The organism is Candidatus Sulfotelmatobacter sp., assembly GCA_036500765.1.
Taxonomy (GTDB): domain Bacteria; phylum Acidobacteriota; class Terriglobia; order Terriglobales; family Acidobacteriaceae; genus Sulfotelmatobacter.
The window spans coordinates 660,229-681,428 of record DASYBM010000016.1; the positions used below are offsets into that span (position 1 = coordinate 660,229).

A 21,200-nucleotide genomic window follows, 5' to 3' on the forward strand; every position below is an offset into this window, starting at 1 on the left:
GTTCGGACACTTCGAATCTGAGAAGGAGATCAAATCATGGCTGCATTACAGGGGAAAGTCGCCGTCATCACCGGGGGTAGCAGCGGTATCGGACTTGCGACCGCCAAGCGGTTCGTGAAAGAGGGAGCCTATGTCTTCATTACCGGCCGCCGGCAGGCGGAGCTGGATAAGGCCGTCGCCGAAATCGGCAGCAATGTGACTGCCGTCCAAGGGGACGTTTCCAATCTCGACGACCTGGACCGGCTATACAAGGAAGTAGCTACAAAGAAAGGCAAGCTCGATGTGCTGGTTGCGAACGCGGGCATAGCAGAGCCGAAACCAACAGGAGTCGTGAGCGCCGAGGACTACGACAAGACTTTCGACATCAACGCGCGAGGGGTGTTCTTTGCAGTCCAAAAGGCTCTGCCTCTGATAAAACAGGGTGGATCAATTATCTTGACTGGCTCGGGGATCTGGCAAAAAGGCTTCCCGGCCTATGCGACGTATGGAGCGACCAAGGCGGCGCTGCGCTCGTTCGTGCGCACATGGACGGCGGAGTTCGCACCCAAAGGAATCCGCACGAACGTGATCAGTCCCGGTCCCACAGAGACACCTATTCTTGCAGGTCAATTTGGAGCGAACACGGAAGCGATGAAGGAACGTTTCAAAACGATGATTCCGATGGGGCGCATGGGAAAACCTGAAGAGATCGCAGCGGCAGCGGTGTTCCTGGCCTCGGACGAAAGCAGCTTTATCACTGGAATCGATTTGCCGGTCGATGGCGGCGGTGTGGCCGTGTAAGCCCTTCTTCTACCACTGAACCTCAACACGACTTTTGCGCGACGTATTGCGCCGCATGAGCCGGATGCCGAATGAACCGGCGCAAGCAACCGTGCCTTTGATTTCAGTTACTTACAATCGTTCGTATCTCTTTCACGGCGGCAACACGGGTTCAAATCCCGTCGGGGACGCCAACATTGCAAAGAACTTGTGAAAAGTGAATGCCCTGAGTGATGGCCTTGTTGTTGTCGAACGGAATGTGTAGTCCATGCCCGTGGGAAAGTTTCGGGACAACTCCCGTAAGCGCTTGGTCACCGCCGGGGCAGTTTGCCTTCATATCAATGCCAACCCGCGATCAAAAGGCCGCCGTTCGCCGAGGCGAACAGCCTTTATTTCACGACTATCTGGCCCGTCATCTTTGGATGAATACTACAGTAGTAGGGATAGGTTCCCGCCTTGGTAAAGGTATAGGAGAACTTTTCGTCAGTATCCATCACCTTCGACTTGAACGCACCCTCCGTGCTGACCGACGTGTGAGGAATGTCGTCGCGGTTCGTCCAGGTGACTGTCGCTCCGACTGGTACCGTGATCGTCTGTGGCCCAAAACTGAAATTGTCAATTTTCACTTCTGCCCCCTGCGAAGAGGGTCTGTCACTCGCTCTCACTATGGGTGATCCCGCTAGCAGCGATACAATCGCAATCACTACTGTTGCCGCGAGAATTGCAACGCATACATTCTTGCCCTTCATGGTCGTGTTCCTTTCCAAGTTTGACATTGTTATCGCGTTTTGTTGGGCCGCGCCCAGGCGGCTAATCTGTTGTTGAAGCACAAACTTTAAGAACCTGAGGCCGATAGCTGCGAGTCGACGATTGCAAGACTCTTGCCGCTGACTACATAGTTCACATCCGTGATGCCCAGCACCTGTTGCAACTGGTCCGCTGGCACCTTCATCGGTCCGGCCGACGGAGCTGATCCGGGTGCAGGTTGGGGGAAGGCAGTTGACATCGCGGTGTGGAACGAGACTCTGCCTTCGACCTTCTGCATGATCTGGTGAATATGCCCGTTGAGGACGGTGACGGAACCAAACCTCTTCACGTAAGACAATGCCTGCTCACTGTCATCGGTCCCCCAGCCCCAATCGGAATAGATCGTCCACAGCGGAATGTGCGCAAACAGCACAATAGGAGTGCTGGCGGATCGTCCTTTTAGGTCATCCTCCAACCATTCGAGCTGCTCGTGACCGAGCGATCCCATACCTCCGGCTTTCAAGTTGGCGACGTTCACTAAGCCGACAAAATGGACTCCCTTGTGATTGAAGCTGTACCACCCGGTACCCTTCGTTCCCTTGCCGTAGCGCTGGAGATACTGCTCCCCGTTATCGGAGAGCATGTCATGCTCGCCGGGCACAAAGTAGATCTGCTTCGCCGATGCGCCTTTTAATGCCTGGTCGAGAGTATCGAATTCATTGGGCTTGGAGAGTTGGCTTAGGTCACCCGTGTGGATGACGAAATCCGGTCTCTGGGGCATAGCGTTGATCTTGTTGATGGCGACCTGCAAGGTGGCAGTAACATCTGGGTTCGCCGGCTTGTTGAAGCCGATGTGGCTGTCGCTGATCTGTACGAAAGTGAAGTCCGCGCCTTTGCCGGCATCTTTGCCCATGTTCTTCGCAAAGGCCCGAGACGCGGGAACGCCGCCGTTCATCGTCCAGAGAAGTCCGGTACCGGCCCAGGCCATGCACTTGAGAAAGCCGCGGCGATCGACGCCGTCGTTGTTAAAGTCTTGTAATTTTTGATCGATCAGATCTTGCTTCTTGTTTGCCATTTGCCCTCCGTGAATCGCCATCGAGGTAGATAACCTTGAAAGATTGGTTTTATTCCCGGCTAACGCGAAACTTATTGTGAATCGCCGTGCCGTACCCGACCCGGATCTAGGCGGGTCCGTTCACGCCGCTCAGAAAGCCGCCTAAATGTGCCGTTATAGCGACAACACCAACGGCAACCAATTCGATTGCCAGACGAAATCTGGGTAGGGCTACTTGGCGCCGACGTGCCCGAAAGTGTATCCACCAAACCAGCCAGATCATGGTGCTCGAGAGCAGCGCAAATAACAGGTGAAGCAGGAGGATTCCCTTGAGCTTTTGACCCTCAAGCTGGAACTGCCACGCCAGCAGGCCCGTCGCGATTACCGGCACGCTTGATATCGCCGCCAATAGCAAGTTGTAGTAAATGGCGTTTGCCAATCCCTGGCGTTTCGCCCAGTGCGCGATCGAGTCGAAGACAACTGCCGCGATGAACAGGGCGATTGGAAAATGGATGAGGACGACGTGTTGTGCGTGCTTGGCCAGAAGTATGGTTTTGAGATCAAAGGGACTTACCATTACGCCGCTCCTTAAGGGTGACCTTCGTGAGAGATAACTGGCATCCGGATCTTTTATTCCAGACTGGCCTACTGGCTCACCGCGTCGAATCGGCTGTTGCGTTGTACCGTCATTGGAACGGAGCTACAGTAATTGAGAGAAGGGCGAAACCATGGCTGATTCGGCTAAGGAATTGCGCAGAGAGAAAGAGCAGTTTGACGGACTGTTTGACCTGTCGCTCGACGCGGTAATCATGACCGACGATGATTTCCACGTCTTGCGAGTCAATAAGGAATTCACAAGAATCTTCGGGTACACAGCAGAAGAGGCTGCGGGACAAGGGCTTGCGGATTTAATCGTTCCCGAGGAATTGCACGCCGAGCATCTTAAGCACAGGGCTTCGCTCCTTTCGGGGAAGAGAATCGAATTCGAAGGCATTCGGCAACGCAAGAACGGCCTTCGTTTTGAAGTTTCCGTTGTGGCAAAAAGCATTTCGATAGGCTTCGACAAAATAGCTGTCTACCTTATTTATCGAGATATCACCGAGTACAAAGAGGCAAAAACGAAACTTGAACGGAGCGAGAGAGCGCTTCGCGACGTGGTCAATACGGTTCCGGCGCACGTCTGGAGCACCTCGCCCGAGGGCCAGGTGGAGTTCGTTAACGATCGTTGGTTGCAGTTCACAGGTCTAGCTTTGGACGAGGCCTTGGGTTGGAAGTGGGAATCGGTGGTTCATCCCGATGACCGGACGAGGATCGTCGTCGATTGGCGGAGCGCCCTTGAGAACGGGCGAGCGATGGATACTGAAACCCGGGTTCGGCGGGCAGACGGAAAATATTGCTGGTGGTTTATTCGCAATGTACCGCTGCGCGATGAAACTGGAAAACTTGTCAGATGGTATGGAACCGCTATTGACATCGAAGACCGCAAGCAGGCCGAACAAGCCCTTCGGAAAAGCGAGGAGCGATGGAGATCCGTCTTTGAAAATTCTGCTATCGGCGTTTCGCTGACCGACCCGGACGGCGGCCGCTTTCTAGCCACCAATCATGTCTATCAGGCAATGCTGGGTTACACGGAGGAGGAACTGCGTTCACTTTCTTTTCTGGACATTACACCCGAGGAGTATCACCAAGCCAATCGGGCGCTCGTCAGCGAGTTGCTGGAGGGCAAATGCCGGCAGTTTCAGATGGAGAAAAAGTATTCACGCAAGGACGGCAGCTTGATTTGGGTAAGCGTCAACGTTTCTCTCGTGCCGGGCACCGAGAGAGTACCGCGATTCTTTATGGCGCTGTCCGAGGACATCACAGAGCGCAAGCGCGCCGAAGAATCCCTGCGGCGGAATGAGGCGTATCTGGCCGAGGGGCAGAGACTAACCAAAACGGGCAGTTGGGGTTATAACCCCAACACGGAGAGAGCGATTTACTGGTCCGAGGAAATGCGACGCATCTTTGGACTAGATCCACAAGGAAGCTACCTCCCGGATTCGGAAGAGTTCTTTCGACTGATGCACCCCGACGATCGCGACAGATTTAACGAACGGATCGAGAAGGCGCGCCGCGAGAAAGCCGATTTTGTGCAAGATTACAGGATTGTATTGCCTGATGGAACGGTAAAGCATATCCACGGGATCGGGCACCCGGTTCTCGATGAGACGGGAAATATTGTGGAATACGTTGGCACCGACGTGGATGTCAGCGAGCAGCACGAAGCGAACTCGGCTCTGCAGAAGGCGTTTGAGCAAATCCAGGCGGAGGAAATAGAGCTGCGGCGGATGGTTGACGCCATCGCCACTTATATTTTCGTGTTGCGCCCGGACGGGACGCCCCTTTATGCAAATCAGACCGTGCTCGATTACAGCGGTTTCACTTTGGAGGAACTCCAGAGGGGAGACCATCGGGCGCGGATCCTGCACCCTGAGGATGTGGAAAGGTTGCGTGAGGAACGCCAAGCAGCGCTTGCGCGCGGCATGCCTTTCGAAAATGAGCAACGAGGGCTTGGGAAGGACGGGAAATATCGCTGGTTTCTTGTCCGCTACAATCCGCTTCGCGACGACCATGGGAACATTATTCGCTGGTATGCGACTGGGACGGATATCGAGGATCGCAAGCAGGCCGAAGAGAGGATGCGTGACGAAAATCTGGCGCTGAGAGAGCAGATCGATCAGGCATTCATGTTTGAGGAAATTGTGGGTTCGTCTCCGCCCCTGCAAAACGTGCTCTCGAGCATTTTGAAAGTAGCGCCCACCGATTCGACGGTGCTGATTACAGGCGAGACCGGCACCGGAAAAGAGTTGATTGCGCGCGCCATACACAAGCACTCACAACGCTCGGGCCAGGCATTCATCAGCGTAAACTGTGCGTCGATTCCTGCGTCCTTGATCGCGTCGGAGCTTTTTGGTCACGAGAAGGGCGCCTTCACCGGGGCGGTGCAGCGCCGGCAGGGCCGCTTCGAGCTGGCACATTCCGGTACGATTTTTCTCGACGAGGTGGGCGATCTTCCCGCAGAGACCCAGGTTACATTGCTCCGAGTACTTCAGGAGCGGCAGTTCGAGCGCGTGGGAGGTAACCGAATTCTGACGACCGACGTTCGCGTCCTAGCCGCAACCAACCGTGATTTAACGGCAGCTATCGCCGCGGGAACGTTTCGCTCGGACTTGTTTTATCGGCTCAACGTTTTCCCGATTGAGGTGCCTGCTCTGCGCAAGCGCAAGGAAGATGTTCCAATATTGGTCGAGTACTTCGTTAAGCGATACGCGGAGAAACTTGGCAAGCAAATTCGCAGGATTGACAAGAATACGCTTGAACTGTGCCAGTCGTATTCATGGCCGGGAAATATCCGTGAGCTGCAAAACATCGTTGAGCGATCGGTGATCCTTAGCGGCGGCGACATCTTTCGGATCGAAAAGGCTTGGCTGGCCAGCCCGGAGCCAGTTCGGGAAGACTTGTCAGGTTATTTGCCCGATACTCTCCAAAATCAGGAGAGAGGGATTATCGAAACTGCATTGGCAGAAAGCAAAGGGAAAGTTGCTGGCCCAGAAGGGGCGGCAGCGAAACTGGGAATTCCCCGATCAACTCTGGACTCGAAAATAAAGCAGCTAAAGATCAAGAAACGTAAGTTCGCCTCCGAGTAGTTTAAGCTCACTTTTCAACTCCCGAAAATTCGGCACTTCCCGAAGTCTCGTCATCCCGCCGTTGGCCCTGACCTCCTGTTTTCAAGCTGTTGCATCTGGCCTCTGTATTGCATTTCCACTTACATCAGTCGCCCGGACAGCAATACAGAGCGACGATAACTCATGACCCTGAGGATCGAAAGATCAGCGAGGCAGAGATTTGCAGTCTTTACCTTGAGTGGACGTATGGCGGCGGAACAGGTCGCGGAGCTGAAGGAGCATTTTGACTGCGAGTACCGAAATATCATTCTGGATTTGCGAGACCTGAGGCTGGCGGATCGCGACGCAGTGAGGTTTCTAAGGGCTGGCGAGGCGGATGGCATGAAGCTTGAAAACTGTCCCCCCTATATCCGCGAATGGATGGATAGAGAAAAAGATTGAGAGACGACGCGCAGGCACTGCAGTAAAGCCTCGATTTGAGAGAGGAATGCAATCGCGGTGGTGAGTTCAGTCTTTCGGCACACCAGGATGGCTCAGAGTTTAAAGGTCTTCGAATAAAAGCTGTGTTGAACAAATCCTAAAACTGTGGAGAACAACTTGAAACAAGCATCGTTACTTCTCGGCCTGCTCCTGGCCTTGGCGATTCCAACAGGTATGTGGGCCCAGCAGGCCGGCTATTCGCAGACCAACCTCGTCTCGAATGTGGCCGGCGCTAAAACTACAGATCCTCAACTATTGAACCCATGGGGAATCGCTTTCGCTCCGCAACAAGATTTCTGGATCGCCAATAATAACAGCGGCACTTCCACGCTCTATGACAACAATGGAGTCAAAAACGCTCAGCTGGTGGTGACCATACCGGGGGCGGCACACAACCCAAATGGGAATTGCAGTCCTGGATGCCCAACCGGAACTGTATACAACGGAAGCGGTAGCTCCTTCGGTGGAGGAACTTTTCTCTTTGACACAGAAGATGGATTGATCACCAGTTGGAATGGAAGCAGCAACAACGCAAACGTAGCCTTCGATAATTCGGCGAGTGGCGCGGTTTACAAAGGACTCGCCATTACGGGCACGTCACTTTTGGCAGCAAACTTCAACAGCGGCAAAGTTGACGTCTACGATTCAAATATTCAACCCACGAACCTAGCTGGCTCCTTCACGAATGGGACTGCTACCGCCCCTCCGGCCGGCTTTGCTCCCCATGGCATCCATGTCGTGAATGGCATGGTTTATATCGCCTACGCGATGCAGGATGGTCCAAAGCACGATTCCGTTCCCGGCGCCGGTCAGGGCCAGGTGGATATCTTCGACACGAGTGGTAATTTCGTGAAAACACTCGTAGCGGCCGGTACTGGCAACAATCTGAACGCTCCCTGGGGCATAACTATAGCTCCGGCTAGCTTCGGAACGTTCGCCGGTGCGGTCCTGGTGGGAAACTTTGGCGACGGTACCATCAGCGCGTTCGATACAACCGGGAAATTTCTCGGCCAGCTCACCAACACAGCGAACCCTCCAACGGCATTGGTGAACCCCGGATTGTGGGACATGGTGGTTGGCGGAGGCGGCGCCTCTGGGGATCCGGGCACGCTGTATATCACGGCCGGAGGCAACAACCAGCCTAATTTCCCAACGGGAGGAAGCACGACCGCAGTGTTTGCCGCCATTGCGCCTGCAGCCGCGGCCAATGGTCCCGATTTTTCCCTGACTGTCTCGGCCCCAGGCGCAACGATCAGTCCGGGCGGTACGTCGAGTCTCAAGATCACCGCGGGCGCGGTCGGAGGCTTTAACGGGCAAATTTCCCTTACCTGCTCTGCACCGACTGGTCTGACGTGCGCTCTCAATCCGTCAACGATCTCACCCGGATCTAGTGCGTCGAGCTCAACCTTGTCGATCACTGTCGCTGCGACGGCGCCGAGTGGGGGCTATGGCGGTGGTGCGGCACTGCTGCTGCCTGGGCTGGGACTGTTCGGAACTGTTCTGACTACTCGCAAAAGAAAGTTTCTTGTGCGGAAGAGCAGTCTGTGGATAGGCCTGCTAGGTCTACTGCTTCTCGTCTCAGTGTTTGCACTGGGTTGCGGCGGTAGCAACTCGAAGACTCCACCGCAGGGAAGTCAGGTGAACGTGATGGTGACGGGCACCTCCGGCTCACTGACGCACACCAGCGCCGTAAACGTAACCATTAACTAAGTCCAACAGCTCAGGTCAGGGAGCACTTCGGTGCCGCGACAAAATACTTAAGAAAAGGATTGATCTCATGAAAAAAATACAAATGTTTCCAGACAAAAACAAAACGCATTGTGCTCGCGTCATCTTTAGCTTGCTCGTCATAGCTGTGGTTTTTGCAAGCACATCGAAACCTTTGGCGGCGCAATCGGCTTTTCAGGTTCTGCATGTCTTTAACAAGGCGGGTGATGGGCAAGCGCCAATGGCGGGGGTGCAAGCGGATCCGGCAGGCAATCTGTTCGGCTCAGCCGAATTCGGCGGAGCGAACGGTTTTGGCGCAATTTTCATGCTGAAACCACCGGCGGCCGGAAAGACAAATTGGACGGAGAAAGTCATTTTTTCATTCGCCGATGGCAATGATGGAGGGTTTCCCAGTTCGCCCTTGGTGGTTGCATCGAACGACGACCTCGTCAGTTCGACGCTTATGGGGGGCACGGCAAATAATGGAACTATCTTTCGTTTAAGCCCTCCCACTAGTTCCAATGGTCCCTGGATTGAAAAAGTGCTTGAGAACTTTCAGGGCCAAAACAGCGGGGACGGTTCCGGCCCTCTCGGTTCCCTGTTGAATCAAAACGGAACGACTTTCGGAACCACGAGCTTTGGCGGCACCTCCAATTGCGGCACCGCTTACAAACTAACGCCGGCTTCGGGCGGCACATTCGAGGAGACTGTTATTTTCCACTTCGCCTGTGGTGCGGATGGCGGCCAGCCGCAAATAGGTGTGATCGCCGACGGTAAAGGTAATTTCTTCGGTACGACGGAGACCGATGGCGAATTCAACAATGGCGTAGTCTTCCAACTCACGCCTCCCAGCGACGGTTCGAACAATTTTAGGGAGACGCCTATCTTCGCCTTCAACGTTACCGATGGAGCGCAGCCCGTCGCCAATTTGCTTGAGTTCAAAGGCTCCTTGTATGGAGTCACTTTTCAGGGTGGTCAGTTCGGCCAGGGAGTCGTCTTTCAGCTAACGCCACCCGCGCAAAGTGGAGGGAGCTGGACTGAAGTTGTCTTGCACGATTTCTCTGGCGGAACCGATGGAGGTGAGCCGCAGACTGGTTTGGTGGCCGACGGAAGCGGCGGCTTTTTTGGAACAGCCTCGCAAGGTGGCGCCACAGGCAACGGCAACTTCTTTCACCTCGTTCCGCCGGCAGCGCAGGGTGGTACGTGGACGCTGACCCCACTCCATCAATTCGCGGGTGGAAATGACGGGTCGGACCCAATCGGCGAACTGCTGAAGCGTGGCAACACGGTTTTCGGCACAACCCAAGGGTCAGTCAGCGGATCGGCTACGGTCTACAAAATCGTTCCTTAGCCGTCCTCGATTGTTCGGATTTCCGGCAGTAACGGGAAAGGAGTAGTCGTGATGAGGTCGAATAGCACACAGCGGACAGGCGCAGATTTCAAGGAGCGCGTTCGCGCGAATCAGCAAAGGCTCAGGTCGAATTTGAAGTCGCAGTATGACTTCATCGTCTGTGGATCGGGTTCTCCGGGTCGGTTGTAGCCCGCCAATACCACGGCTCCTTGCGTCATCATCGGCGAGCGCGCAGCAGGGCTGTTGCACCACCAACACAGATTGGAGACATCTTCAGTCGCACTTGGTGGTCTTTGAACAGCCACAACGGTTTTCGCGAGAGAACGCCGCCAGAGCGTGTGAGGTTACAGTGCTTTGGCCATGGAAATACTAAGAAGGAGATCTTGTATGAGTGATGTATCAGTTCAGACGTTGTCGCCAGAAAAGGTCGTATCGGAGGCGCTGAGGCACTTAAACCAGGAACAAATTGAGGACGCTAGCGCTTGTTTCACCGCAAATTGTCGGTATCAGGATCACGGCATTGGATTGAAGTTTACGGAAAAAGAGGGTGTGACTGAATTCTTCCGAAAGGCCCGAGAGCTTTATCCGGACTACTTCGTGCGGACCGACCAGACGTTGGTCAGCGGCGAGCACGTCATCACGCAGTGGACACTTCAAGTCACTGTCAACGAGCCTTTCTACGCCGGACTCACCAGAAGAGTTCCCGTTTCGATAGCTGGAGCCTCGATTGTACGTATTGAAAATGGCAAGATTGCCGAATGGGACGAGTACTACGACGGTTTGACAGCGCGGCGCACGGCCTTGGCCGCCCACTTTACGGAATGGATCGAATATTGACATCACGGACGTGGTTTATCGGTTGAAGGAATCGCATTATGTCATTCAAATCCGTTTGGGGATTCGATCCGGATGAGGTGATCAGAGCACAGAGGCTGTCTCGGCGTGAGCCGGAAGGTGACGAACCAATGTACGGCGCCGATGAGCAGCGAACCGCAGGCCTACCGCCGGATGTGCACTCGCAGATTCTTGAGTTACGCCGGATGTTCGCTGCAGAAGGATAGAGTCGCTCATGATGTTGCTCTCCGCTTTTGGGAGTGAAGAAATCGACAGGACGGGCGCGGCTCATCCCCTTGTCCGAATTGGGCGGCCGGAGGAAATAGCTGACGCCGTTGCATGGCTTGTTTCGGACGAATTGTCCTATCTCAACGGCCAATCGTTGACTCTTAATGAGGTTTGACAGCGCCGCGGTCCAAGGGCCGGGGACTAATTACTGAATGCCCGGCTGAGTAGAAGAAGAGCGGTCAAGTGGTTCTACCAGCGATGAGCGCGACGTTTCCGTCCGAAACGAAATGTGAGGTGGCGTATGGGCACTTACGTTATAGAAACCCTCGTGGAGCGTGAGGCTCCTCTTGAAGCCGAGGACGACCTGACTCTCGTGCACGCGACAAAGAAAGGAAGTGTCGAAGCCTTCGACAAGATTGTAAGAAGGTACGACAGAAGGATGCTGCGAATTGCACGAAGTGTCACGCATAACCGCGAGGAAGCCGAAGACGCAGTTCAAGAAGCTTTCTTGAAGGCCTATCAGAAACTGGATCAATTTCGTGAGGATGCAAAGTTCTCCACGTGGATGATTCGGATCGTGTTGAACGAAGCCCTGATGAAACTGCGCAAACAGCGCAGCTTCCGGGAAGAGTCGCTCGACTGTAGTTTTCCGAATGAGAGCGATGCCCTCCCGAGGGACTTGGCGGACTGGTCTCCTAATCCGCAGCAACGCTATGGCGAGGTGGAGTTTCGGAAGATTCTGATCAAGTGCCTGAACTCGCTGCAACCAGCGCTGAAAGTGGTGTTCGTTCTCCGCGATATCGAAGAACTGTCGGTCAAAGAAACCTGCGAGGCGCTGAGTTTGAGCACCGTTGCCGTCAAATCGCGCCTGCTTCGCGCACGGCTCCGGCTCCGGGAAAGATTGACAGTTTATTTCCGGAAACCCATCGGCAGTCCTCCCGCATCGATTTGACGAACACATTTAGTGATTGGAGGGACTCAGCCCTTGCAAGGCGGATCACATAACCGATCATCATTCCCGGAGCACCACATCTCGTGCAATCAACGTGGAGGCAAAGTGCTTCCAAGGAAATGTAAGGTTGAGGAGTTTGTATGATGGCGAACTATGTGAAGGCGGTGCTCGCATGTCTATGCGCCGTTGGCATATCCAGCAATTCCGTCGGCCAAACGTCTGGTACGCCGATTAAGAACATCGTTCTGGTACATGGAGCCTGGGCAGATGGCTCTGGTTGGAAAGGCGTCTACGACATTCTTGTCAAGGATGGCTATAGCGTCAGCATCGTTCAGGAGCCGGAGACGTCCTTTAAGGAAGATGTGGCTGCAACCAGGCGAATCCTTGCGCTGCAAGAAGGCCCGTGCATTCTTGTCGCTCATAGCTATGGGGGAGCTGTAATCACTGAGGCAGGTGCGGATCCAGCTGTGGTCGGCCTGGTATATGTCGCCGCGCACATGCCGGATTCCGGCGAAAAAGAGTCGGAAGACGGAAAGCGCTTTCCCAGCGACCTCGCCAAATCGGGTGCCATAAAGAAAACGCCGGATGGTTTCACGTATATCGACCCGGCACAATTTCATGAATTGTTTGCGGCTGACCTTCCCGGCGAACAGGCCGCAATCATGGCGCGTTCGCAAGTGCTCAACTTTGCCGACAATTTTTCAGCGACGATCACTACGGCTGCCTGGAAAAACAAACCGAGCTGGATGATAGTGGCGGGAAGCGACCGAACCATCAACCCTGACTTGGAACGTTGGTATGCCAGACGCGCCAAAAGCCATACGATCGAAGTCGCAGGAGCCAGCCACTCAGTCTACATTTCGCATCCTAAGGAAGTTGCAGACGTAATCGAGAGCGCAGCAAGCGCGGTTTCGAAGTAACTCGAAGGAGGAACAATGCAGAAGCGCAAACTTGCAAAAAGCAACTTAGAGGTATCGGCGATCGGACTTGGCTGCATGGGCATGAGCTATGCCTACGGGCCAGCCATGGACAGGCAGGAGGGCATCTCGCTGATTCGTGCCGCAGTCGAACGCGGTGTCACATTCTTCGATACCGCTGAGAGTTACGGACCATTCACCAACGAAGAACTGGTGGGCGAAGCGCTCGCTCCTTTTCGCGATCAGGTTGTGATCGCCACCAAATTTGGCTTCAAATTCGATCCGAATACTCGCAAACAGACAGGCGTCGACAGCCGACCGGAGCACATCAAGGAAGTGGTTGCGGCCTCACTGAAGCGGTTGCGGATCGATGTCATCGATCTCCTGTATCAGCACCGTGTCGATCCGACTGTACCGATCGAAGAAGTTGCCGGAGCGGTGAAGGATCTGATTCAGCAAGGCAAAGTAAAACACTTTGGGCTCTCCGAGGCGGGAGTTCAGACCATCCGCCGCGCTCACGATGTCCAGACGGTTACCGCACTCCAGACCGAGTATTCTCTTTGGTCGCGAGAGCCTGAACGGGAACTGATCCCGCTGGTGGAGGAACTGGGGATTGGGTTCGTTGCCTACAGTCCTCTTGGCCGGGGCTTCCTCACGGGGAAGATCGGCGAAGATACGAAATTCGACAAGAGCGATTTCCGCAACATCGCTCCTCGCTTTTCCGAAGAGAATCGCCGAGCGAATCAGGCAGTGGTTGACCTGATTGGCAGGTTCGCGCAACAGAAGAAGGCGACGCCTGCGCAGATCGCTCTGGCATGGCTGCTGGCCCAGAAGCCATGGATTGTGCCGATTCCTGGCACCACGAAGCTTCATCGTCTCGAAGAAAATCTCGGGGCGGCGGACCTCGAACTTACGGCCGAAGATCTCCGCGAACTGGACATCGCCGCCTCTAAGATTCCAGTGCAAGGCGCTCGCTATCCCGAAGAGTTGCAAAAAATGGTAGGCCGGTAAGGGAACAGAAGTTTCCACGAAATGGCAAGGAGCAACAAACGCAAAAACGTAGGGTTGGAAAAAGCAATCTGCAAGTCTCAGCCATTGCGCTCGGCTGTATCCTGAGCAGTTCGGGCAATTGAGCGGTCGCTGAGCGGCTGTGTTTAACGAAATGTCTTCGGTGAAGCCGGGCGGTAGCATCCCAGGCTGCAAATCCGGGTCTGACTCCCGACAATTGATATTTCCTACGTGGCAGAAACCGGTGCAGTGTTTCCGGTCGAACTTAATTGCGGTTCAACCAACGCGTGAACTTAAGAAAAACAGCGGGTGCGATTCTCCTTACGAATTTCTTATGAACTCTTGAGCCCACTCTTATGCCTCGAGGCGTCAAATATCTCTTGCCTTCGAGCAACCAGCCGAGGGGCGACATCTATGAGGCTTGCGCTAGCGCTATCGTGTATCGCGCCGAAATCTTTTTAATGCGCGTCCTGGTGGCGTTTATCAAGGAATGGATGAGTCTGCGCCTCGGTAGAAGGAAGTTCTACGTGGCAAAAGTCAACCACTCAAGACGACGAGGAGAACTCATCGTAATGAATACTGAGAGTGGGAAAAACAAGTTTCCAGGACGAAGCAGGGAACGCATAGCCCTGTGATGTTTGTGCAACGGAATCGATACTTAAGTCGAGGAGAGTAGCGTGCAAGACGTTCTGTGGATTGCTGTCACGGTTGTGTTTTTCGCCGGCTCGATTGCGTACGTGCGTTTCTGCGATCGAATGAAATAGGAGGAACTTGTGGACATACAGTCTCTCATTATGTTGATTGTTAGCGCGGTTGTGACCGTGTATCTCTTCTATGCGCTCCTGCGTCCGGAGAAATTCTGAAATGACGATCAATGGCTGGCTGCAGGTTTTCGTATTTCTGGGCCTGATCTTCGCTGTGACTAAGCCGCTGGGCGTTTTTATGACCCACGTGTTTGCCCGCGAGCGCACGTTCCTTGACCCGGTGCTGCGACCGATCGAGCGCTTGCTCCACCGCGTCACATGCGTTGACGAAAATCATGAGATGCGCTGGGCCGAGTACGCTACGGCGATGCTGCTATTCAGCGCGGTGTCGATGCTGGCCCTCTATTTGATCCAGCGAATTCAGGGTATGCTGCCCTTCAATCCACAGCACTTCGGAGCGGTCACGCCCGAGCACGTTGCTTTCAACACAGCCGCGTCGTTCACCACCAACACCAACTGGCAGGCTTATTCGGGCGAGACGACGATGAGCTACCTCACGCAGATGGCGGGGCTCGCATTTCACAACTTCGCGTCCGCGGCCACAGGCATCGTGCTGGCGATTGCCTTCATTCGCGGCATTGCCCGCCGCCAGATGAATACGCTGGGAAACTTCTGGGTCGATTTCGTGCGCTGTTGTTTATGGGTTCTTCTGCCATTTTGCGTGGTGGGATCTCTGTTCATGGTTTCGCAGGGAGTGGTGCAGAACCTGAAGCCCTACGACACGGTAAAGCTGCTCGAACCGCAACAAGTGCAGCGCGTGGGGGCTGACGGCAAAGCCGTGGTTGGCGCCAACGGCAAGCCCATCATGGACACAGTGACGACGCAGACGATCGCGCAGGGTCCGGTCGCATCGCAGGAGATTATTAAGGAATGGGGCACGAACGGCGGTGGCTTCTTCAACGCGAATAGCGCCCATCCATTCGAAAATCCAACACCCATTACTAATCTTTTTGAAATGTTTTGCATCTTCGCTATCGGCGCGGGTCTCACCTACACGCTCGGCCGGATGACCGGCTCTCCGGCTCACGGATGGGCGGTCTGGTCGGCGATGGCGATCCTGTTTCTGGCAGGCGTGACTGTCGCCTATTGGGCAGAGGCGCAAGGAAATCCGCTGTACCCGACGACCGTCGCACAGCAGGCCACGAGCCTGCAACCGGGCGGCAACATGGAAGGCAAGGAAGTTCGCTTCGGCATTGCCAACTCGGCGCTATTCGCCATCGTGACCACGGATGCAAGTTGCGGCGCGATCAACGGCTGGCATGATTCATTCACACCGCTGGGCGGCATGGTTCCGCTGGTCAACATCATGCTGAGCGAAGTGATCTTCGGTGGAGTGGGATCGGGAATGTATGGAATTCTCATTTACGTCGTGTTGGCCGTATTTATCGCTGGACTTATGGTCGGGCGCACGCCGGAGTATTTGGGGAAGAAAATCGAGGCCTACGACATAAAGATGGCGATGCTGGTCTCGCTGGTTTTTCCGTTGATCATTCTTACGCTCACCGGAATCTCGACCGCGAGGGGCTTCGGAACGTCAAGCATCACCAATCCCGGCCCCCACGGCCTCAGTCAGATCCTTTACGCGTTTACATCGTCCGCGGGAAACAACGGTTCTGCATTCGGCGGACTCACTGCCAATACACTCTGGTACGACACCGCCACGGGGATCACAACACTGGTGGGCCGCTTTTTCATGATTATTCCGATGCTGGCGATTGCCGGAAACCTGGCTCAGAAGAAATATGTGCCGCCATCACTCGGAACGTTTCCGGTCACCACGCCGATGTTCACGCTGCTGTTGATCAGCGTCATCCTAATTTTGGGGGCCCTCACGTTCTTCCCGGCCTTGAGTCTCGGGCCGATTCTGGAACACCTTCTCATGAACGCCGGAAAGAGTTTCTAGGAAACTATGGCAAGCCATCGCAAATCGATGTGGAATTTGAATCTCGTCGGCAACGCCGCCTGGAGTTCATTGCTCAAGCTCAACCCTCGAAACATGATGGGGAATCCTGTGATGTTCGTGGTGGAAATCGGGAGTGTGATCACGACCGTGCTTTTGGTCCTCCATCCCCATGAGGCGTTTCGCTTCAACCTACAGATCACGTTGTGGCTCTGGTTTACCGTGCTATTTGCCAACTTTGCGGAAGCGATGGCCGAAGGCCGCGGTAAGGCTCAGGCAGAGACATTGCGGAAGGCCCGGTCGGAAACCGCCGCGAAGCGTTTTACCTGCGATAACAAATTGGAAGAGATTGCGAGTGCCCAGCTGCGGACGGGCGATATTTGTTTGGTCTCTGCCGGGGAACTCATTCCGGGAGATGGGGAAATTGTCGAAGGGGTAGCCTCGGTTGACGAATCTGCGATCACCGGCGAATCTGCGCCCGTGATTCGCGAAGCGGGCGGCGATCGGTCGGCCGTCACTGGCGGAACGCGCGTGCTCAGCGATCACATCAAGGTGAAGATCACGTCAAACCCCGGCGAGACTTTTCTTGACCGCATGATTGCACTGGTAGAGGGGGCTTCGCGACAGAAAACGCCCAATGAAATCGCGCTCAACATTTTGCTCGCCGGGCTGACCATCATCTTTCTACTGGCGGTGGTTACGCTGCAACCGTTTGCCATCTATTCCGGATCGCCGCAGACTGTATTCGTCCTGGTCTCGCTGTTGGTATGTCTCATCCCCACCACCATTGGGGGGTTGTTGTCGGCCATTGGCATTGCCGGCATGGACCGTCTGGTGCAGCACAATGTGCTTGCGATGTCGGGACGCGCTGTAGAAGCCGCCGGCGATGTGAATACTCTGCTGCTCGATAAAACCGGAACCATCACGTTCGGAAATCGCCAGGCCACTGAATTTCTGCCCGCACCCGGAGTGACCGAAGCCGAAATGGCTGACGCCGCGCAACTGTCGTCTCTGGCCGATGAAACTCCGGAGGGCCGTTCCATCGTTGTGCTGGCCAAAGAAAAATACAAGCTTCGGGGCCGTGACTTCGCCGATCACGAGGCGGAATTCATTCCGTTCACGGCGCAGACTCGTATGTCCGGCGTCAATTTGGATGGCTATAAGATTCGCAAAGGCGCCTCCGAGTCGATTGCGCGCTATCTCGAGGAGAACAATGCGGCCCTGCCAGAGGACGTGCGCGCCGCCGTTGAGCGGATCGCATCTTCGGGCGGGACTCCGCTCGTAGTCTCGGAGAATCGCCGTGCGATGGGCGTGATTCATCTGAAGGATGTGGTCAAAGGAGGAATCCGCGATCGGTTCGCCCAGTTGCGTGCGATGGGGATTCGCACGGTGATGATCACCGGCGACAATCCGCTGACCGCTGCCGCCATTGCACGCGAAGCCGGAGTCGACGATTTTCTCGCCCAGGCCACGCCCGAGGACAAACTGAAGCTCATTCGCAGCGAGCAAGCCGGCGGCAAACTCGTCGCCATGACGGGCGACGGCACCAACGACGCGCCCGCACTGGCTCAGGCCGATGTCGGCGTTGCCATGAACACCGGCACACAAGCCGCGAAAGAAGCCGGAAACATGGTGGATCTCGACTCCAATCCCACCAAGCTCATCGAGGTCGTCGAAATCGGCAAGCAGCTATTGATGACACGCGGTGCGCTCACCACGTTCTCCATTGCCAACGATGTCGCGAAATACTTCGCCATTATTCCGGCGATGTTCGCAGGGACCTTCCCCGTACTCAACGCGCTGAATATCATGCAGCTCAAGACGCCGGAGTCGGCTATCCTCTCCGCCGTCATCTTTAATGCGCTGATCATCATTGCGCTCATTCCGCTGGCTCTGCGAGGCGTGAAATATCGCGCCATGAATGCCGAGGCTCTGCTGCGACGCAACCTCCTTATATACGGCGTCGGTGGATTGATTGCGCCCTTCGTGGGCATCAAGATCATTGACGTCATAATTACAGCCGCCGGATTGGCCTGAGGACCTGAATGAAGAAGAACCTGATTACTGCATTCCTAATGACCATCGCCACGACAATTCTGCTGGGACTGGTCTATCCGCTTGTGATCACCGGCCTGGCGCAAGTGTTGTTCTACGAAAAGGCAAATGGCCAGATCCTTCGTCGCAACGGCGAAGCGATCGGCTCTCGCATCATTGGGCAGCCCTTTACTTCGCCAAAGTACTTCCACTCTCGGCCTTCAAACGCCGGCAACGGATACGATGCAGCCAATTCTGGAGGAACAAACTTCGGGCCCACCAACCAGAAACTAATCGACCGCATTCAGACAGATGCCAAGAATCTGCATAAGGAGAATCCCGCCCAGCCCATTCCAGTGGACCTGATCACTACATCCGCATCGGGCCTCGATCCGGAGATCTCGCCCGCCGCAGCCGAGTTTCAAATTGGTCGAGTTGCTCGCGAACGCGGCGTTCCCGAATCCGCCATCCGCGATTTGGTCCAGGAGCATACTCGGCAACGCGACCTTGGCCTGCTCGGCGAAGCCCGCGTGAACGTGCTCGAACTCAATCTTGCCCTCGACGATCTTGCAGTTAAGCACTGATAGTTAAGCGCTGAAGGGGTTGAAAGATCAATTGGATTGCCAGTTATGAATCTTCAATGCTTTTATGCGATGTCTTTTCTCGACCTTTGTACCCTTCCGGATGTAATCAGAAACGGGCGAAGGCGCGTCTGTGATCTCAGGGACATCAACCGATGTTGCCGCTCTGCGGGATGCAGCAAGATTTTGAATCAGCAGGAGATAGGGTGTCATGAACATAAAAGCTAAGTTGTATGCGATCTTGACAGCCGGGGCTTTGCCTTTTGCGTTTGGGTTTGTTTTTCTTTTTGCTCCAGCGAAGCGCTGTGAAGCCCAGTCCCAGCGTGGCGACCTATCCGCAGTAGCTGCGTCTGATGGATCACAGCCCAACGCATTGGTGCACGACGGAGGAGCGCCCAATACTCCCGTAGCCCCCCGCTCGGGAACCTCCACGCCGGATCCCGAAATATCGCCCGCAGTTGCGAAAAAGTTCGCCGCGCTGGAGGCGGAAATCGAAGAGCTCAAAGCGGAACTGAAAGGCCGCGCGGTGGTCCAACCGGCATCGCCTGTTATTGAGGAATCGACGGCAACCACCTCTCCGATTCCTTCAGCAACATTCGCTGCTCCTTCCGAATCTGCGGTCCAGCCTGCTGTGTCCGCCGCGCAGGAAGCGAAAGCTGGGTTGTCCACGCCGCCTGAAAAAGTCGAGCCCACGGCTCCGTTTGCCTATGCCGATTGGAGTTGGTTGAATGGTAGCCCGCACACCAAAGACGCGGTCTGGGATTCCAAATTCTTCACCCCAGAGATCAGATTTGACACAGACTACATTTACAGTTTCAACCACCCGAGGGATGATTCGTTGGGCGGATCGACCGAGATCTTCCGTTCGAATGAGATTCAGGTAGAGCAAATCAGTTTCGGGGGAGACTTCCACTGGCAAAACGTCCGGGGCAGAGTATTGACTATGGGAGGGATGTTTGGCGTTACTACCCCGCGCAACGATCCCAGTGTAGGCCGCGGTCAGTGGGATTTGCGGGGCGCCTACAAATATTTTGCAGAAGCCTATGGTGGATACCACTTCAATGTGAACCATGGGCTCAACGTTGACGCGGGGATATTTGTTTCTTACATCGGCCTGTTCAGCTACTACAACTTCGACAACTGGGCCTACCAGCCTTCGTTTGTCTCGTCGAATACCCCCTGGTTTTTCAACGGCCTTCGCATCCAGTGGTTTCCTACCGACAAATTGAAGATCGAGCCCTGGATCATCAATGGGTGGCAATCTTACGGCAGAATCGGCAATCGACCCGGTTTAGGCGGACAGATACTCTACCGCCCGAAGCAGTGGATCTCAATGGTGTTCAACAACTACGGGATGGGTGAAGACACGTTGAATGCAAGCGATCCCGGTGGTGGCCGCTCGCGCATCCACACCGACGATAGCATCGAGGTCAAGTACTACGACCACCCAGAAAGGTTCGTCGACAAGATGGCCTTTTCTCTGACCGGCGATCTGGGATGCGAATATGGCGGAGGCGTAAGCTGCCACAAAAATGAACCGATTGTCGGCGTAAAGGGCGGTCCGAAGCAGAGTTTCGCGGGATGGATGGCCTATAACCGCTGGTGGTTCAAGCACGACTTGTATGCCATTACACTGGGCGGAGGGGTGCTGGACAATCCGGGACGCTACCTTACCCTGCTTCCGCCAATCAACGGAGCAGATGCCGTTTCCGGATCTCCTTATTTCCCAAGTGCTCCGGGATTGCCGTTCAAAGCCTGGGATACGTCCGCCAGTTTCTACTACATGCCCAAGCAGTACATTTCGTTCCTGTGGGAGTTCGGCTACCGCCACGCGAATCAACCCTATTGGTCAGGACCTGGCGGGATCACTCCTCCCGGCGGCAATAATGGTTCTCCTGGCGAATTCGTCTGCATGGACAACACGCCGTCTACGACCGCAGCGGGTTGCGGCAATAACGGCGGTCTGTGGACTCCTAACCTGGTCAGGGACGAGCCCAGTTTCAGAACGGCTATCATGGTGAAGTTCTAGAGCGCAATCGAAGCCCTCGTTGTCGGAAAAGAGGTGACAAACAGACAAAGTTTTACAGTGGCCGCGAGACGATCACGCTATCATCCATCGTAGGGAGCCCATTGTAGCGGAGCGAAAACTCCTTGTAATTTCACTGATGGCGTGCGCACCTTCACCACGGGGTGCGTGAGAAGAGGTGCCGAAGCAGTGT

18 protein-coding genes are annotated in these 21,200 nt (G+C 55.0%); 15 read left to right on the top strand and 3 right to left on the bottom strand.

The window, feature by feature from the left end:
- The first annotated feature begins 36 nt into the window (after nt 1–36).
- Nucleotides 37–780: a glucose 1-dehydrogenase gene (locus tag VGM18_19905; protein HEY3975277.1), complete on the top strand. Its 744-nt coding sequence runs from the start codon at nt 37–39 to the stop codon at nt 778–780.
- A gap of 368 nt (nt 781–1,148) precedes the next feature.
- Here the strand turns inward: VGM18_19905 and VGM18_19910 are convergent, their stop codons facing one another.
- The 3 genes from VGM18_19910 to VGM18_19920 all read right to left on the bottom strand — a co-directional run bounded on the left by VGM18_19910 (nt 1,149) and on the right by VGM18_19920 (nt 3,137).
- On the bottom strand, nt 1,149–1,535 hold the full coding sequence (locus VGM18_19910; protein ID HEY3975278.1) for a cupredoxin family copper-binding protein: 387 nt from the start codon (nt 1,533–1,535) through the stop codon (nt 1,149–1,151).
- Nucleotides 1,536–1,594: 59 nt separating this feature from the next.
- Nucleotides 1,595–2,581, bottom strand: a complete 987-nt coding sequence (locus VGM18_19915; GenBank protein HEY3975279.1) for a metallophosphoesterase — start codon at nt 2,579–2,581, stop codon at nt 1,595–1,597.
- Between the two features lie 106 nt (nt 2,582–2,687).
- Complete coding sequence (locus VGM18_19920) at nt 2,688–3,137, bottom strand: DUF2231 domain-containing protein (protein ID HEY3975280.1); 450 nt, start codon at nt 3,135–3,137, stop codon at nt 2,688–2,690.
- Between the two features lie 151 nt (nt 3,138–3,288).
- On the opposite strand from VGM18_19920, the gene VGM18_19925 reads away from it, so the two are divergent.
- The 14 genes from VGM18_19925 to VGM18_19990 all read left to right on the top strand — a co-directional run bounded on the left by VGM18_19925 (nt 3,289) and on the right by VGM18_19990 (nt 21,010).
- Nucleotides 3,289–6,246 (top strand): PAS domain S-box protein, encoded by a 2,958-nt coding sequence (locus tag VGM18_19925; protein HEY3975281.1) that lies wholly within the window; start codon nt 3,289–3,291, stop codon nt 6,244–6,246.
- Between the two features lie 225 nt (nt 6,247–6,471).
- Complete coding sequence (locus tag VGM18_19930) at nt 6,472–6,666, top strand: hypothetical protein (protein ID HEY3975282.1); 195 nt, start codon at nt 6,472–6,474, stop codon at nt 6,664–6,666.
- Nucleotides 6,667–6,822: 156 nt separating this feature from the next.
- Nucleotides 6,823–8,415, top strand: coding sequence for a TIGR03118 family protein (locus VGM18_19935; protein ID HEY3975283.1), 1,593 nt, complete (start codon nt 6,823–6,825; stop codon nt 8,413–8,415).
- Nucleotides 8,416–8,482: 67 nt separating this feature from the next.
- Nucleotides 8,483–9,763, top strand: a complete 1,281-nt coding sequence (locus tag VGM18_19940) for a choice-of-anchor tandem repeat GloVer-containing protein (protein ID HEY3975284.1) — start codon at nt 8,483–8,485, stop codon at nt 9,761–9,763.
- Between the two features lie 387 nt (nt 9,764–10,150).
- Nucleotides 10,151–10,600 carry a nuclear transport factor 2 family protein gene (locus VGM18_19945; protein ID HEY3975285.1) on the top strand — a complete coding sequence of 150 codons (450 nt, stop codon included), beginning with the start codon at nt 10,151–10,153 and terminating at the stop codon, nt 10,598–10,600.
- A gap of 235 nt (nt 10,601–10,835) precedes the next feature.
- Nucleotides 10,836–11,000, top strand: a complete 165-nt coding sequence (locus VGM18_19950; protein ID HEY3975286.1) for an SDR family oxidoreductase — start codon at nt 10,836–10,838, stop codon at nt 10,998–11,000.
- Between the two features lie 126 nt (nt 11,001–11,126).
- Entirely contained in the window at nt 11,127–11,777 is a 651-nt protein-coding gene (locus VGM18_19955; protein HEY3975287.1) for a sigma-70 family RNA polymerase sigma factor, read from the top strand.
- Between the two features lie 140 nt (nt 11,778–11,917).
- Nucleotides 11,918–12,697 carry an alpha/beta hydrolase gene (locus VGM18_19960; GenBank protein ID HEY3975288.1) on the top strand — a complete coding sequence of 260 codons (780 nt, stop codon included), beginning with the start codon at nt 11,918–11,920 and terminating at the stop codon, nt 12,695–12,697.
- Between the two features lie 15 nt (nt 12,698–12,712).
- Nucleotides 12,713–13,705 carry an aldo/keto reductase gene (locus tag VGM18_19965; GenBank protein ID HEY3975289.1) on the top strand — a complete coding sequence of 331 codons (993 nt, stop codon included), beginning with the start codon at nt 12,713–12,715 and terminating at the stop codon, nt 13,703–13,705.
- Between the two features lie 770 nt (nt 13,706–14,475).
- Nucleotides 14,476–14,565 carry a K(+)-transporting ATPase subunit F gene (kdpF, locus tag VGM18_19970; protein HEY3975290.1) on the top strand — a complete coding sequence of 30 codons (90 nt, stop codon included), beginning with the start codon at nt 14,476–14,478 and terminating at the stop codon, nt 14,563–14,565.
- A 1-nt stretch (nt 14,566) separates the two neighbouring features.
- Entirely contained in the window at nt 14,567–16,369 is a 1,803-nt protein-coding gene (kdpA, locus tag VGM18_19975) for a potassium-transporting ATPase subunit KdpA (protein ID HEY3975291.1), read from the top strand.
- Between the two features lie 6 nt (nt 16,370–16,375).
- Nucleotides 16,376–18,403, top strand: a complete 2,028-nt coding sequence (kdpB, locus tag VGM18_19980; protein HEY3975292.1) for a potassium-transporting ATPase subunit KdpB — start codon at nt 16,376–16,378, stop codon at nt 18,401–18,403.
- Between the two features lie 8 nt (nt 18,404–18,411).
- A complete protein-coding gene (gene kdpC, locus VGM18_19985) occupies nt 18,412–18,984 on the top strand; it encodes a potassium-transporting ATPase subunit KdpC (GenBank protein ID HEY3975293.1) in 573 nt (190 codons plus the stop codon).
- A 208-nt stretch (nt 18,985–19,192) separates the two neighbouring features.
- Nucleotides 19,193–21,010: an outer membrane beta-barrel protein gene (locus VGM18_19990; GenBank protein HEY3975294.1), complete on the top strand. Its 1,818-nt coding sequence runs from the start codon at nt 19,193–19,195 to the stop codon at nt 21,008–21,010.
- Nucleotides 21,011–21,200: the final 190 nt, after the last annotated feature.

What these genes read in the sequence shown, in the direction of transcription:
- VGM18_19905 (HEY3975277.1), top strand. Translation starts at nt 37, where the DNA reads ATGGCTGCATTACAGGGGAAAGTCGCCGTCATCACCGGGGGTAGCAGC.
- VGM18_19910 (HEY3975278.1), bottom strand. Translation starts at nt 1,535, where the DNA reads ATGTCAAACTTGGAAAGGAACACGACCATGAAGGGCAAGAATGTATGC.
- VGM18_19915 (HEY3975279.1), bottom strand. Translation starts at nt 2,581, where the DNA reads ATGGCAAACAAGAAGCAAGATCTGATCGATCAAAAATTACAAGACTTT.
- VGM18_19920 (HEY3975280.1), bottom strand. Translation starts at nt 3,137, where the DNA reads ATGGTAAGTCCCTTTGATCTCAAAACCATACTTCTGGCCAAGCACGCA.
- VGM18_19925 (HEY3975281.1), top strand. Translation starts at nt 3,289, where the DNA reads ATGGCTGATTCGGCTAAGGAATTGCGCAGAGAGAAAGAGCAGTTTGAC.
- VGM18_19930 (HEY3975282.1), top strand. Translation starts at nt 6,472, where the DNA reads ATGGCGGCGGAACAGGTCGCGGAGCTGAAGGAGCATTTTGACTGCGAG.
- VGM18_19940 (HEY3975284.1), top strand. Translation starts at nt 8,483, where the DNA reads ATGAAAAAAATACAAATGTTTCCAGACAAAAACAAAACGCATTGTGCT.
- VGM18_19945 (HEY3975285.1), top strand. Translation starts at nt 10,151, where the DNA reads ATGAGTGATGTATCAGTTCAGACGTTGTCGCCAGAAAAGGTCGTATCG.
- VGM18_19950 (HEY3975286.1), top strand. Translation starts at nt 10,836, where the DNA reads ATGTTGCTCTCCGCTTTTGGGAGTGAAGAAATCGACAGGACGGGCGCG.
- VGM18_19955 (HEY3975287.1), top strand. Translation starts at nt 11,127, where the DNA reads ATGGGCACTTACGTTATAGAAACCCTCGTGGAGCGTGAGGCTCCTCTT.
- VGM18_19960 (HEY3975288.1), top strand. Translation starts at nt 11,918, where the DNA reads ATGATGGCGAACTATGTGAAGGCGGTGCTCGCATGTCTATGCGCCGTT.
- VGM18_19965 (HEY3975289.1), top strand. Translation starts at nt 12,713, where the DNA reads ATGCAGAAGCGCAAACTTGCAAAAAGCAACTTAGAGGTATCGGCGATC.
- kdpA (HEY3975291.1), top strand. Translation starts at nt 14,567, where the DNA reads ATGACGATCAATGGCTGGCTGCAGGTTTTCGTATTTCTGGGCCTGATC.
- kdpB (HEY3975292.1), top strand. Translation starts at nt 16,376, where the DNA reads ATGGCAAGCCATCGCAAATCGATGTGGAATTTGAATCTCGTCGGCAAC.
- kdpC (HEY3975293.1), top strand. Translation starts at nt 18,412, where the DNA reads ATGAAGAAGAACCTGATTACTGCATTCCTAATGACCATCGCCACGACA.
- VGM18_19990 (HEY3975294.1), top strand. Translation starts at nt 19,193, where the DNA reads ATGAACATAAAAGCTAAGTTGTATGCGATCTTGACAGCCGGGGCTTTG.